12 protein-coding genes are annotated in these 14,327 nt (G+C 54.5%); all 12 read right to left on the reverse strand.

The annotated features are described in order from the left end of the window. Positions 1-52: 52 nt before the first annotated feature. The 12 genes from F560_RS0111675 to F560_RS0111730 all read right to left on the reverse strand — a co-directional run bounded on the left by F560_RS0111675 (position 53) and on the right by F560_RS0111730 (position 14,311). Positions 53-3,208 carry a DUF5704 domain-containing protein gene (locus F560_RS0111675; protein ID WP_245554839.1) on the reverse strand — a complete coding sequence of 1,052 codons (3,156 nt, stop codon included), beginning with the start codon at positions 3,206-3,208 and terminating at the stop codon, positions 53-55. 167 nt (positions 3,209-3,375) lie between these two features. Next, positions 3,376-4,488 carry a copper amine oxidase N-terminal domain-containing protein gene (locus tag F560_RS0111680; protein WP_026298232.1) on the reverse strand — a complete coding sequence of 371 codons (1,113 nt, stop codon included), beginning with the start codon at positions 4,486-4,488 and terminating at the stop codon, positions 3,376-3,378. Between the two features lie 229 nt (positions 4,489-4,717). Continuing rightward, positions 4,718-5,080 carry a hypothetical protein gene (locus F560_RS0111685; RefSeq protein WP_019005922.1) on the reverse strand — a complete coding sequence of 121 codons (363 nt, stop codon included), beginning with the start codon at positions 5,078-5,080 and terminating at the stop codon, positions 4,718-4,720. Between the two features lie 72 nt (positions 5,081-5,152). Next, positions 5,153-6,136, reverse strand: a complete 984-nt coding sequence (locus F560_RS0111690; protein ID WP_019005923.1) for a hypothetical protein — start codon at positions 6,134-6,136, stop codon at positions 5,153-5,155. Next, positions 6,123-6,671 (reverse strand): hypothetical protein, encoded by a 549-nt coding sequence (locus F560_RS0111695; RefSeq protein ID WP_019005924.1) that lies wholly within the window; start codon positions 6,669-6,671, stop codon positions 6,123-6,125. The genes F560_RS0111690 and F560_RS0111695 overlap by 14 nt, the downstream gene beginning before the upstream one ends. Positions 6,672-6,686: 15 nt before the next feature. Further along, positions 6,687-7,076, reverse strand: coding sequence for a hypothetical protein (locus F560_RS0111700; protein ID WP_019005925.1), 390 nt, complete (start codon positions 7,074-7,076; stop codon positions 6,687-6,689). A 64-nt stretch (positions 7,077-7,140) separates the two neighbouring features. After that, a complete protein-coding gene (locus tag F560_RS0111705) occupies positions 7,141-7,620 on the reverse strand; it encodes a hypothetical protein (protein ID WP_026298233.1) in 480 nt (159 codons plus the stop codon). 80 nt (positions 7,621-7,700) lie between these two features. Next, positions 7,701-9,776 (reverse strand): hypothetical protein, encoded by a 2,076-nt coding sequence (locus F560_RS0111710; protein WP_019005927.1) that lies wholly within the window; start codon positions 9,774-9,776, stop codon positions 7,701-7,703. Next, entirely contained in the window at positions 9,766-11,646 is a 1,881-nt protein-coding gene (locus tag F560_RS0111715) for an ATPase, T2SS/T4P/T4SS family (protein ID WP_019005928.1), read from the reverse strand. The genes F560_RS0111710 and F560_RS0111715 overlap by 11 nt, the downstream gene beginning before the upstream one ends. A gap of 3 nt (positions 11,647-11,649) precedes the next feature. Then, positions 11,650-12,492 (reverse strand): CpaE/TadZ family protein, encoded by an 843-nt coding sequence (locus F560_RS0111720; RefSeq protein WP_019005929.1) that lies wholly within the window; start codon positions 12,490-12,492, stop codon positions 11,650-11,652. Continuing rightward, positions 12,482-13,204, reverse strand: coding sequence for a hypothetical protein (locus F560_RS0111725; RefSeq protein ID WP_019005930.1), 723 nt, complete (start codon positions 13,202-13,204; stop codon positions 12,482-12,484). The genes F560_RS0111720 and F560_RS0111725 overlap by 11 nt, the downstream gene beginning before the upstream one ends. Positions 13,205-13,216: 12 nt before the next feature. Further along, the gene (locus tag F560_RS0111730; RefSeq protein WP_020621280.1) at positions 13,217-14,311 is read right to left on the reverse strand and encodes an SAF domain-containing protein; all 1,095 of its coding nucleotides are present in this window, start codon (positions 14,309-14,311) and stop codon (positions 13,217-13,219) included. Between the last annotated feature and the right edge of the window lie 16 nt (positions 14,312-14,327).

Raw genomic sequence — 14,327 nt, forward strand, 5'->3', positions numbered from 1 at the left:
CAACAGGTCAAACTGAGTTTCCACATCGTTGCATGCCGCGAATAAACCTGAACTAATGGGTTCCGCCCGTTCCAAAGTCGTCATACGAAGAAAGATTGGCGTGGTAAAACACGATATCCCCGTCCTTCAGTTGGAACGTCACCCCAAATGGATCGGTGAAACTGCGCTTGAATCCCTCCATTTGCCACTGGTTGTTCAGCGGTCCGTAAATGTATTGCAAATGCGGGTGATCCAGGTCCTTATTCCGGATCGTCTCGATGTTGAAATTAACAATGATATACCCGTCCCGCAGAAAAATGGGGGATTGATCGTCCAGCCGATGCGTGCGCCCATACTCCGCCAGATTCGTGCCTTTCGGCACCACATACACCGCAGCGGGCAGACTGTATTCCCCGTACCACCGCTGAACCGACGCATTGGCCCTCGCCGCATCCACTCCGGAAGGAACATTCATGCTGCCGATGAACGTCCGCAATTGCGGCGGCAGCAGCATGATGTCGTAACCGCCGACGTACGTGGACTTTTTGGTGTTTTTCAGATACTGGTCGATATACGCCTGCTTGTTTCCGCCTGCGCCGGTCAAACTCCAGAGCGAGCTTGCGGTGTTGATCAGCTCTTGCCGGGGTACATTCCGCAGCCGCTCGTCCAAAGTGATATACCGCCGCTCCGCATCGTCTGCGGATCCGATCCGGATAAACCGCTTATTGCCGGAATGGTAGTATAAATCCACTTCCTGTCGGTTCCTGCCCTGTCTGTCCACGAAATAAAATTTCGGCGTGATGCGGATGCCGTCCCCCGCTCCGAACATATTGCCTTTGGTTTTCACTTCAAACTTCACATGATATCCTGTCTTCACCGCCACATTTTTCTTACCCGGATCCGGGTGGCTGCCCTGCCGGACCGGCAACACAAACGGCGGCTGGTTGCCGCGCGGCGATCCGTCGATGTCTTTCGTGCCCACCCAATACGCGTTTCCTGTCGGCGCGGCCCCGCCTTTTTGCGTCCGGAAGACCGTCTCCCAGTTGTAGTCCGCAATATCCGTGATGCGGAAATCGTACAGCCGGCCGATCACTTCCACCGGGACGACCTGGGTCGCCACATGGTTGGACACATTCAGATTGGCGTTCATCTCGGTTCCGAACCCGGTTTGCGGGCTGTTTTCCGCGAAGGTGCGGAACAGCACATCGTAGTTGCCTTCATCGACCCAAACCGGCAGGAAAAACGTTGTGGTTTCCTGCGACACCGGAATCGATATCCATGTTTCTTTCGGATAAAATCTGGATTTGTCGCCGCTGTACACATCGAACGGAAACCATACCTGTTTTTCTTTGGTATACTTCGCATAGTCGCGATCTCCGTAACCCGGGATGTTCCGATGCTGGCCTTCGGTCGGAATAGTGACGGTAAACGGCCTGTCCAAAATAAGTGCCGAACGGCCCGCGCTCGGGGTGGTTTTTTGGTTATGGGCTCTGTCGTCCGAGACTGTGGCGTAGTTCACCACCGGCGTGTGAACGGTGACGGGATTGAGACCGTGAATCGGGAAAGATTGGTTCTCCCCGCCGTTGATTCCTTTGACGAGCGAATAATCAATGGTGCCGGAACTCGGCTGGTTGGCCTTGTTTGTCTTGCTCGGTTCGATGAGATAACCTTTTCCGTACAGCACGTCCGGACCAATCACGGGCGGCGAAGGAATTTGTCCGGGAGCCGGAGCCTGTTCTTCCACCGTCCGATTGTCCATCACCATTGTGCCGTTAAACACAAGCGAATCGTTTTTGACCCGGATTTTCCCGATCGCCTTTTCCGCTTCGCCCGTCCAGTCTTCATCGGGTACGGACGGCCGGCTCGAACCACCGTTAATGGTTTGTCCGGGAAGGGTGACATCGAAATAAACGGGATGCGTAATGTGCGATTCCAATGCATCCGTATGCGCCGCGGAAACGCTCGGCGGCGAATATCCGGTCGGCTGCACCGTGACCGTTCCCGATGGCAAAGCGTAATTGTTGAAGGTGGCTTTTTGGATCCCATACACCTCAAGATTGTCGATGACCCAATAACGGTATCTCCGTTCGATCGTGTAGTTCTTAGTTACCGTTTGTGTATCCGATCGTGGAACGGTGATCGTCGTCGGGTTTCCATCGGAATCGGGCGGTCCGGGCACCCTTTCCGTCCATTTCAACGTGTATGTCTTCGTAACTCGGATCGGATACTTGCACGTTCCGGACATCTCGGCAAATTCGTTTTTGTACAGATAGGCTTTGGATGATGCATTCACATACAGGCTCTCTGAAGTCGGAATGCCCTTCAGCACATCGAATCGCTCCGCGCCGCGCGGATCCGCTTGGATGACGCCTGTTGCCGCCGGGTCCATAACCTGTGCGCTCTGCACCGTTCCTTTAACAGGCCCGGTGCAAACGGCGTGTCCTCCGCCGCCTCCTCCGCAATTTCCGTCTTCGCAGGGAGGCTGCCCACAACCGTCGGCATTCGGATCACTTTCGCAAACGTCGTTCTTTAACCTGTACATGGCGACCATATTGGTTCCGCCAACGTAGACGGTAAAGTTCCGGGTGACAACTTTGGTGTCCCCTTTATCTTTTTCCTGTACGAAATTCCGTTCTTCCGGCCTGAGAACAGGTGAAAGGTACGAAAGGTATATCTCGTAGGTTTGTTGTCGGTACTCCACTTCTTCCGGAAACGACTCCAATATTTCGTGGCCGGCGGGGAACTTTCCGACGAGGGTTTCATCCACTTTGGTTCCGTCCGAAAGGTACAGGATTTTGTTCACCGGATAACCCTCCGGGTCACCCTCAAACACGATTTGCACATCGAAATATTGCCGCAAATCGGACGGTTTTGCCCAATTTTCCGCCTTCACAATGCCCGACAACGTATGAAAAGGGCCTTTTCTTACATGCGGGTTTTCCCTCGGACCATCGACGGACACCATGATCGCGCTTGCGTACAGCGTCATACCTTGTTTAATCGCTTTTTCGGCTTTGGCTTCGCCGATCGCCGCAAGCACTTCCTCTTTCGTCCACTGAAATGTCGTGATAACCTGCGTGTCCGTGATCCGCTCGTCGATAATATGGCCGCCTTCCAGTTTAAAGTGTTCTCCCGCTTTTTGTGACGTCGGATCGCATTCGCCGGTATGATCTTCCGTTGTGCAAGTGTCATGCATGTGAATATACCAGCCGACGGTTAAATACCTCACGCTGCTAGTGGCCTTCTTAGACTGGGTGACAAAAGTAAACTTCCCTCCATCGAAATACGCTTCGTTCGCACTTGCGAGTCCCGGGAGGAAAGAAGTCAGCAAAAACAAAAAAAAGAGAATCGAAGCGATTCCCTTTACTCTTACCGCCATATATTTCATCCCGCACTTCACTCCATTTTTCGGATGATACTGTTGTCAAACAAGCTGGCCATCGTCGACAAGGCCAGATGATCGCCGTAATTACCGGAATGATTGGTGCCCAGCCAAATATCGGCGTAACCCTCGTACCAAACTCCTTTTTCAAATTTGTCGGTATCCGGATTAAAGAATGTGTCGTGAAAAATATTCTTGTACTCCGCATAGTTGTCGATCTTGAAACGAACCCTCGCTCTTACGTACCAACCTCCCAGTCCCGAATTGTACAACATGCTCGGCTCCGGCTCGACAAAACCCTCGAGTTTTATTTTGTTTTCCTTCACCCATTCGGCGTACTCTTTGTTTTGCTGTACCCGGACTTTACCGAACGCTTGGTTCTCATACTGAAACAATTCTTCGGCCCACACAGCGGGATCAATGGTTTCATAGTCCACATTTAATTTCAAGGCAATACCGTTTTTCACCCGCTGCATGATCTTTTTCAAATCTTCGGTCGAAAAGATCTGTTCCTTGTAAATGTCGACGGAGACTTGGGTATGCCCTTTTCTCGAATGGGGATATTGAAATTCATACATCTCATTCGGTATGTCTTCCAAAATATAAGGATAATCGTTGGCGTTTTTCGGCAAATTCGCTGTGCGTACAAGCCGCCCCCATTCGTCGTAATTTGCCGTATCGTTCTCCTTCGTCGATATGTGCACGGTTGCCGTGAGGTTATCCCAAGTGACTTTCGCCCCCAGCACTTCGCTGACAAACCGCAGCGGGACGAAAGTTCTCCCACCCTTCATGACCGCTTTCGTATCAAAAATGACTTCCGACCCGTTCACGATCGCCTTGTTTTCACCGACGGTAAGGCGGATCCGCTTGTCTCCCCGCTCAATCGGGACCGTCATCGTATCCGCTTCCCAGCCCACTTTCGCGCCCATGTTTTCGGCGACAAAGCGAACCGGTACCAGTGTGCGTCCGTTTTCGTCAACAAACGCTTGGGCGTCCGGAAACCAGATTTTCCGGCCATCCATCACGACGCTGACAAATGCCGGCGACGTCACCGCGGCATAGGAGAGATTCGCGAAAAGACTGACACAGATCAGGATTGCCAAGCTTAGGCTCAACCACTTCCTCAATCAACTCAACTCCTTCCCGTTTGGAATGCTGAGAAAAAAAGGAAATCCATTCGTGTCTCCATCTTAGTCTTGTTACGTGAACCTGTCCACTCTATCAACCGTTGCTGGAACGAACGGAAACGGTAGTTGCTTTTAGGCAGGAAACACGCTGATAAACGAAAAAGCCACAATCCTCAACTTTTGGTAGGGATTGCAGCTTGGTCCTTTTTCGATCCTGACATCTTACTGCTCATGCAATGGCCTCGAACGATGGGAGCAAAACAACGTCCGGACCAATCATCCCCAGCGAATAGGCTTTTTCGATCATGCCCAATTTTTGATTTTCAAACGAAACATTGCCGTTCAATTGCGCGTTCAACCGGGAACTCCGAACCACATGTTCCGGCAAGGCGCGGGCATACCGGGGATTCACCACCCGGTTCTCCTGAACGGCATTCATAAACTCGGCAAAAGAGATCCCGTCGCGGTTGCCGTACTTGCTGATCCCCATATCCCCGCCATAGGTCAGAAACCGATTGACCAGCGTAACCTTCGTGTAAGCGGCAAATTCCGGGGTAAATCTCCCGTTCGCATCCACAGCGGAAAAAGACACGACCAACACCTCCGATTGTTCCTTCATTTACAATATCGGTACACGGATTGGAAAACATAACGGTCGGCTTTCTTAACGAGCGATATTATGGCAACTTAAAGGAACGTATCCCTTTTCCGCGGCTTCTTTTTCACTGGCAAACGTTTCCTCAACGGGATAGGGAAACGGGCAGGAACTGCGGTAATACACCTTCATTCCGTTTTTCACCGCTCCGACGATGGCCGGCTTCTTTAGCACCCGGCTGCCGCCCAGCGCGTAGTTGTTGTAGAATCGTTGCCCGACCGGGATTCCCTGCAGAAAGGCCATCACGCCGACGTCGTCGATTGTGTTGCTCCAATCTTCCCCGGAAATCACCGGCAGCGTAAAGGTGTAGGAAATTCCCACACGGGCGGCGTATTCGTTGTGCCGGTTGATCCGGTACGCCAGTTCGTTCTGGATTGCGTTTACGATGGTGCTGCGCCGCACCTGTTCAAATTTGTCCGGATCGCGCAGCAGAAGGATGGCGGTATCCTCCGCGATTTCACCCCGAAAGCCCTCAACCCATCTCTGACTACCCGCCTCATAGGCGATCACGTAATCGTCCAGCGTAAACGACAGGCTGTTCCCCTGCGCGTCGGCATATGCGTACGGTTTTTTCGGCCCCCATACGGAGCGCATCTCCGTTTCACTTTCCGCGTTCGTGAACTCTTCTTCGGCATAGACGTAAAAACCGTCATACCCGATGATAACCACGGCCGGAATATAACGGTTCAGCACACCTTGGGAAACCGGATCGTCGGCAATGCCGAAGTTCATGTAGAGCGTCCGGTAAAACGTGTCAATCGCTTCTTCCTTGTTCACCCTGACCCGTTTCAGCGAATCGTATTGCGCTTCCCGCCCCGGATCGACGTTCATGATCAGCGCCTGGGCGGCATCGTCCACCGCCGCGTCAAGTGCCGCGTCGTACCGCAATTCGGTGATCATCGTCTTTCGCTGCATCGGAGTTTCCGTTTGATTCACCATATAGAAGGGAAACAGGATGAGCACCCCGACGATGGCCCAGTTAATCATCTTCATTCCGGACCATCCCCCCGTACGGAATGAAGATTTTGACATGGGTACTGCCGGCGTTGTTCAAGAAATCGTGCAGAATCGTTCCGTTCGTCCGGTTTGTGTTCTTCACTACGACATAAAACGTATCGCCCACCGCCAGCCTGTAGCGGCGCGACGGATCGTCTTTCCCCACGGCATTGTCAGGGAAGAGCACCGGCAAAATTTGCGCGCTGTAGAACATCTCATAATGAACCGCGTATTCGCCCCGGAACGTCTCCGGGCGCGACGGATCGTCATAGACCGGATCGTACCGTTTGTGGCCGTGTTCCATTTGAATGTCATAGGTGTTGCCTGTCGCGCTTATCGCCTGCACAAAGTCGTTGTACATCTCCGGAGAAATGTATCCCTTATCCCGGACCGCGTCGACAAACGCGGTCACCGCGCGCAGCACGACCAATTCCGATACATCGTCCTGATGGTCAAACGCGGCGGAGATCGGGAAAATGTATAACAAAAGGACCGCGATCAGGATGGCAAACACTTTTGAGATGCTGTTCACACCCGCCTCCCCCTCTCAAATCGACGTAAAGACCACGCGCGTCAATTCTCCGTTCGGCCCCCGTTGATAGAATGGTTTGTACCTGCCGTTCACCCGGATACCGGACAACCGGACATCCTCCTTTTCCAGATCCGGCGGATACACCGTGCCGTCCACAACCAGTTCCACCCCGATGTCCCGGATTTGCGCGACGGAATGCAATACCTCTGCACCGGACACGCTGCCGTCACCCGCCAGCGGAGACAACGTGGAATGAATATTGGGGTCCGCCATCCGGTTGGACGCATACGTCCACCCCAATGCGTCGGATCCGCTTTGAAACAACATCAGGCCCACCGTGACGGCCGCCACAAATAGGAGGCAGGCCGCGCTCATTTCGATCATCGTTCGAACGGAATGTCCCACCTTCTGTTCCTCCTTACACACCGGGCTCCCCCATAAGGAGGAGCCCGCCATCCAACATGCATCGTTACTGTTGCACAAACACAATGCCGCGGATCACGTTGCTCCGGTCTCTCACCAGCTGCGCCCGGAACTTGCCGCTCGGATTCACATAGTTGATGTCCGCTTCGTCCATCGCGTCTGCAATCGTTCCAGGTGCGGGGCCGATGACAGACCCATACGTGATGCTGTCTACGGGCACACCGGTATTAATCACTTTGCCGTACCATTGCCCGGCCGGATTTTTTCCCGTCACGATCTGAATGCCGAATTGATCCTGATCGGCAAATTTGCGCAGGGCGTTCAACACCTGGCTGCCGGATACCAGCGTATTGTCATAGACCGTGAAAGCCGTTTGGGAAAGTTCGGTCTGAATGTTGGAGAAATTGTTTTGCGCCGCTTTCGTCGCTTCTTGCGCGGAAATAAACATGACGACCGCAATTGTAATCAGGGCGATGGCGAGAAAAATGCCGGCCGCCATCACCAGCGCTTTTTGTGCGTTGGACATCGTTTCGTTCACTCCTTTTGCATTTTTTAAGATGTTGAAAAAAGCCTTCCGGGATGAAGGCTTCAAGCGGTGGTTCTCCTCTATTGAATCCGGTGAATTTGTTCATAGTACACCGACATTTGGCTCAGGCTGACGTAAACAAGCGGGAAAACGAGGTAGAAAAAAATGAGGGACACCATCGGCGCAAAACCGATCAATTTCCCCCACCCCGCCTTCGTTTCGATCAACCGTTCATAATCCTGCTTGCGCTGCTCCAGCATAAACTCCCGTTCCGATTCCAGATCGTCGAACGCCCTGCGGATCGGAACGCTTTCCGCAGCCAACTGCAGCCTGTCCACGATGCGGACGAAAGGCGCAAACGGCGCCTCTTCCTTCAGCCGTTCCAAAGCTTGCTCCGCGCCATGCTCGTAATGCAACAGGCATTGCTGGAGCGGTTCCTTGAAAATGAAGGCGAACCGTTCCATCCATTCCAGCAGTTGTTCCACGGAGATGCGGTCCATTTCCGACAGCATGGCGATGACGGCGTGAAACTGGTCCACCTCGTGTTTCATCTCCATTTGCCTGAGCCGTCTCCGGAACCAAAGCATCCACATGGGTACAAAATAGCCGCCCCAGCCGATCAGCAGGCTGAGCATCACCTCCCACCATTTCAGATATTCCTGGTTCAGCACCTCCAGCTTTCGCAGGATGCGCTGTGCGGTGGCATGAAGCTGTTGCTCGTTCTGCGCAAATTCCGGTTCTTGCCGCAATCGGGAAAGAACCGCTTCATAAATCCGGCTTTTCGCTTCCTTCACGTCCGCCAAAATTTTGCGGTCCAGCGCCGCCGCATCCTTGGCCGCTTTCTCCTCTTCCGGGGACAGGCGCCCGAACATCGTGTCCGGTTTATCCCAGGCATACAGAAGCTGATGCGTCGCCACCGCATGAAGCGTCACAAACAGCGCGACGGACAATAAAAATCCGAGGATACTCACCGCCACCCGCTGAACGTAAAACCACTCCAAACGAAGCGGCGAGCTCGTTTCCTTGAGCAACATGGTGCAGCGGGCAGCCTCTTTGCTTCCGGGGCCGGGCATGATCCGGTCAACCAGCCAGCGAATCCAAGGAACCCGATAAGCCCGCTGTTCCCATGGTTTTCGCCGCCGCGCCGCCGGCTGTTCCCGGTCCAGTTCCCGCATGTGGCGCAGCAGGACGTACGATCCGAGAACAATCAGCAGAATGACGATTTTGGTCATCCAGCCAAGTTTGCCGGCGTAGAACGCGTCCATCGCCGGAAAGTAACTTCTTGCCCAGTTTTCGATCGGCTTCGTGAAGAGAAGCGGAATCAGCGCGATGGCAGTTAGACCTTGCAACAGGAAACTCAGTTTCTCCCGCCGCAAAATGGCCAGGTTCAGTTCGCCGGTAAGCTGGCCGAGGGCTTTCAAGTACACCGACCCGTGCTGCGTCATTTTATCCCCGTACTCCCTGACCAGATAGGAAATGCCCGCCAGTCCCTTCAAAAAGCGGTTCGGCGCGGCCTCGTAATATTGCTCCAGCCTCTCCTCCGGGTTGCTGGACGTCAATACCTCGTAAATTTCCCGCGCATGCAGCGCCATTTCGTGCGGCGCGGTTTCCGCCGCGTCGAAAATCGCCTCCTCGACCATCCCGTGACGGTGGTAGTGATGCCTCACATCGGCGAGAAAATGGCGGAGTTGATGAAGCTGGCGGTTTTCCAGGCGGTGGACGAACGCATCAGCCATCACCCCGTGTCCAACCCATATCCCGGTCGCAAGCAGGAGCAGCATCAGCACATCGTCGGTGATCCACAGAAGCGGCACAACGGCCGCAAGCAATACCCCCCACACCGCGAGAGCCAACTTGACCGTTTCCAGCCGCAGTTTCCATTCGTCAACCACATGCAGCACCGCAAGCCGCCTGCGGATCCCCGTCAAGTACATTCGCAGCAACGGAACCTTGGCGCACCAGACGTAAATTTGCTGAAAAAAGCTGTACGCGGCCTGCCGTCGCGACGCTTTGTCCGGGAGCCGCAACCCTTCGTATTCCCGGACCGATCCCGCGCCGGTATTTTTTCTGGACACCATTTGAAACAGAAGCGCGGCGAGCATAAAGAACGCGACGGAAAACCCGAACGCAAACGTCAGCCAAGTTTTAAGCTCCATCTTCCGCCTTCACCCCCCAATGAGCGGCCAGGAACGACCGGAACGCCTGTCGATCGGTTTCGGACATTTGCTCGAGCATTTCGCGCACCGTCCGTTCGGAAATCGGATGAACCGCCACATAGCGGCCGTCCCGGTACTCGATCACGTTCCGCGCTTCGTACAGCGGCCGGTCCGTGCTGCGGCGGAAATACTCGGCAGCCGTGTCCATAAACCGCTCCAGTTTTTGCTCCAGCGTCCGGGCGTTCCGGTAATCGCCGGGGTATGGCATGTCCTGATCCAGCGGAACGCATTCCGTGATGCGTTCAATGTAGCGATGGCCGTTATAATCTTTTTTCAGATGGATGTCGAAATGAAGGACGCTGATCACCTGCTGCTCCGCCACCTTCTCGTTGTGGAACACGCCGGTTTTAAGCAGGGAATTGCGGAGCGAGAACACCAGATCCCGGAACGTTTTCGCGTGGTGCGTAAACAGCGTGAAGAGCGATGCGACTTGCGACATTTGAATCATCCACGCCGCTACCGGATCGGTGGCCACCTCGCCGAGAATGTTGACAGTGCCGTCGGTCTTCTTTTGGATGTCGAGGCCCTCCTGGCCGGAGATCGTTTCCGTTTCCCGCAAGCTCAAAATGTTGCGGTCCCTGTAAATTTTCCGCAGATGCAGTTCAAAGGTCATTTCCTGCACCCGGATCGTGAAGGTTGCGGGAATGTACCGCACCATCGCCATAAGAAGCGTCGTTTTCCCGCTGCCCTGCGCGCCGGTAATCGCCGTAATCCGCGCGCCTTTGACGAGAAACGGGATCAGCCCGATGGGAAGTTCGGCGTTTTCGTCCCGAATCAGTTGCTCCAGCGTCGCATTTTGCACGTCGAATTTGCGCACAAAAAACGCCCACGATTCGGAGAACCGGGGGCGCAGGACGACCACGCGGGAGCCGTCCGCCATTTCGTTGACCTTGTAGCCGTTGGCTTCGGACAACTGTCCGGGATAATTGAACTTGTAAATGTTTTGGCACACCCGCTTTAATTCCCGCTCCGACCCAAACGAGAGGAAAGCGAGATGGATCGACTTGCCTTTGTAAAAAATCCAAACGCTGTCATGGGATTTCGGCACTTCCCTGAGCAGCGAATCCGCCCGGAATTCCCATTCCCCTTCCCAGATGGCCGGAGGGAGTCCGGAAACACCGCCCGATACGCCGTCAATCCGCATGTCCCGGATTTCGTCCACGACGCCGAATCCCTTGTAGTTTTGGTAGATGCGCTGAACGATCATGTGCAGCTTGTCCTCAAAATGAAGGCGCCGCGCTTCCTTTTTATAAATCTCGTGAATTTCTTCCGCCGTAATCCGGTACGATTCCGTTTTTCCGTCCTCGATCAGGCGTTTCGGCCGATCCAGATCGTACTTGCGGATGAGTTCACCGAGCGCGTCGGGCCCGTACCGTTTTTTGTACTGGTACAGTAAAATCTCGAACTGATCCTGCGGCGAAAGTTCGTACGGATCGTCAAACGGGATGATTCGGTTAATGTTGGATTCGTCCAGCTTGTACGTCTGCAGGAGCAGATCGAACAGAAACTGTTTGACGTACGCCTTGTCCCGCATATCGCCGGAGGTGCATCCGCGAAGCGCCTTTTTCAGTTCCGCCCGCTTGTTTTTGCGGCGGCGCAGTTCTTCTTCGGACAGGCCGAGATCGTACAGATTGCTGGTCGTCAGGTGATGCAGCGCCTGTTTCACGTATTCGGTCATCGCTTCGATCGTGTACATCCTCTCCTCCGCCGGCGGTTTTTTCGGTTTGCGTTCGCTCATGCGGAAATAGAGCAACGCGCCGGCAAGGGCAAGCAACAGAACCGTCAGGAGTCCGTTCAGCACCTGCGCCATGCGTCACTCCCCCTTCCCGCCAAAAAACGGCTTGTTCAACCCGGCCCATTCGATGACGGCCTTCGCCAGGACTCGCACACTTTGCATGAAAAAGTGGTTCTCGTGATCGCGGGGGACGTTGCGGTTGCGAAAACAAAAATCGATCGCGCGTCCCTCCCGCGTCGCGTCCATCCAGCCGGCATTGTGCGGAACCGGAAGGAGCGGCTCGTTCACCCTGTACATACGCGCAATATTTTTTGCGGTATAGGAAGAGTAACGGTCGTACTGGCCGAGCACCAGGATCCGTTTTTTGCCGCCCGGCTGTTCATCCGCTTCCTGATGCCCGAAGAACCGGTCCAACACCAAGCGGTTCTGATTTAAATTCACGACGACCAGATCCGCATGTTGCAGCAACGTTTGGGTCCAGGCGGAACCGGTGCCGCTTCCCCCGTCGATCAGAACCAGGTCATAGGATGAACGCGCCGTTTCCAGCAGAAGCGGAAGCACGTCTTTCATGCCGGGCACAAATACTTTGTCCGGCTTGTTCGAACCCGGCAAGAGATCGAGCCGATCCTTCAGCAGCGGGATGGTATAGTCCCGGACCATGGCCGGCGTAAGCTTCCGGTTGCGCAGCAGCCGTTCCAGCGCATCAATGCCGGTGTCTGCCGCATGGGCCAGTTCGTCTCCCTCTTGCGTCCGCCGCCGGATCAGCGCCTGTTCCAAGCTGGCGCGGCGGCTTTGCAAATGCCCGAACAAAAGCAGGTAGGACGAATATTCGAGACCCAGCAAAGCCGATAAGGCGACAATATTGGACGTGGTCCCGGTTTGGCCAGGCACCGGGCTCCAGAACACAACGCTAAGCCCCACGCCGATCCCTCCTCATCCGCTTCCATGCTTTTTTCACCGTCCGGCCGTCCAACCTGAACAGCACTTGGGCCAGCCATTGCACGTTTTTTGCATACGTTCCGGACAGTCCTTTCACGTTCACGCGTTCCTGGTGCTGATTGCCGATCATCACCGAAAGATCCTGATCCGAAAGCGGAATCCGGAACACCGGTTCCTCCCACCGGATGTGAAAGCCCGAATAAAAGGAATCAAAATACGCTTCGGGGATCGTGCTTTCCACAAACGGGCACCACATTTTGAAACCCACAAGCGGCTGTTCGCTTGCCTTGTCCAAACCGAGCCGCCGCATCAGGTCCGCGTTTTTTTGCAGGGTCATCTTCTCGAAGTTGCCGCACCAGACATAGTGATCGAAGGCCGGCAAATGCCGCCCCGCGAATTCGGAATGATCCGTATCCAAAAGCAACACGTCGTAATGCGGCCATCCGCCTTCCGTTTGGTTCACGTGCCGATCCAGTTGCCCATATGTCAAAAATCCGGCAGCCACGTCAAAGCCTTCAAACTCCACCACAAAAACGCCCGGACGATCGTCAGTTCGAGGCAAATATCCCAGTACCGATTGCGCCATCGAAGAATCGACCAGCAGCACGCGTTGCCCCGCAGCCGCCAGCAATTTAGCTAGCGCAAGAAGCAAGTGGCTTTTGTCCGTCGCGCCGAGAAAAGCGATCTTTTTCATGGCACCCTCCCTTTACGAAGCCGAAGGCGGCTGGTTAAACACATCTTCCAGTTTATTTGCCGGTGGCTTTTCTTGACCGTTTTCCGGCGGCATTTCCTTCGTTTCCCCCGGAGATGCTTCGGGCCCCGGCGACGGTTGGCCGGCGGCGGGCTCGTTCCCGGGCCGGGCTTGTCCGTTTTCCTGACCGGCCGGCGGCTCAGCCGGCGGTTGGATGGTTTGGCGGCTCGTATTGTTTTGCTGCGTGACGATCCGCTCGTTTTGAAGTTGCTGTTGGACCGTGACGCTGCCATGGACCACCTTCATTTTATCCACGTCGCTCATGGCTTTCAGATCGTTGTCCAGGCGGATCCGAAGCTGTCTGGCCAGTTCCGTCTTCGCGGTTTCCAAAATGTTCGGATCCGTTTCCATCAGGTCCAGCATTTTCGGATTGGGCGGATAGTTGGGAATGGCCGCCTCCTGCATGCCCGGATCCACGTACGCGAGAGCGTACAATTTCGCGCCTTGCAGGTAGGCGTCGATAATGGCGCTGGAAGCCATCAGGATTTCCCGTTCATCCATCGTGTACCAAACGATATTGCCCGACAATTCCTGCACTTTCTTTTTGGCAAGGACAATATAGTCCTGGCCGGTCGGGAAGTTGATCCGCACGTCCACGTACTGGCCTTTTTGCAGGTTGGTCGGAAGCTGAATGACGTTAAATTCCTGTAGCCGCAAATCCCGCGGAATGGGCGCTTCCTCAAACAACATGGAAGGAATGAGCGGCGTGTTTGGACTCAGGTCGATCTTCGTCACTTTCCCGATGGCCTGCTTCGGATCGGTGATCCGGTTTTTCGAAACCAGATCCGCGGCAAGGTCAAGCACCCGCAAATCTTCAGATTTTAGCACCGTTCCCGCCGGGAGATCGCGAACAACTGCAACCACCCTCGTTTTTTGGGCTGCCTGCCGGTTTTGGAGTTCCTGGATCCTTGCTTCGTATTCAGCTTTCATCTGGGCTGTGGTTTCTTTGGTTTGCAAAAAGCTGTACAGCACCATGCCGGCAGCAAAAAACAAAACGAACAAGATGCTTGCGATCAATATCTTCATGTTTCGTTTTCGTTGTTGTCCCATGAATGGCATGTCTCTT

The organism is Cohnella laeviribosi DSM 21336 (assembly GCF_000378425.1).
GTDB lineage: Bacteria > Bacillota > Bacilli > Paenibacillales > Paenibacillaceae > Cohnella > Cohnella laeviribosi.

Bases quoted from the DNA above. Each gene is read 5' to 3' on its own strand.
- F560_RS0111705 (WP_026298233.1), bottom strand. From the start codon at position 7,620: ATGTCCAACGCACAAAAAGCGCTGGTGATGGCGGCCGGCATTTTTCTC.
- F560_RS0111690 (WP_019005923.1), bottom strand. From the start codon at position 6,136: ATGAAGATGATTAACTGGGCCATCGTCGGGGTGCTCATCCTGTTTCCC.
- F560_RS0111725 (WP_019005930.1), bottom strand. From the start codon at position 13,204: ATGAAAAAGATCGCTTTTCTCGGCGCGACGGACAAAAGCCACTTGCTT.
- F560_RS0111730 (WP_020621280.1), bottom strand. From the start codon at position 14,311: ATGGGACAACAACGAAAACGAAACATGAAGATATTGATCGCAAGCATC.
- F560_RS0111710 (WP_019005927.1), bottom strand. From the start codon at position 9,776: ATGGAGCTTAAAACTTGGCTGACGTTTGCGTTCGGGTTTTCCGTCGCG.
- F560_RS0111715 (WP_019005928.1), bottom strand. From the start codon at position 11,646: ATGGCGCAGGTGCTGAACGGACTCCTGACGGTTCTGTTGCTTGCCCTT.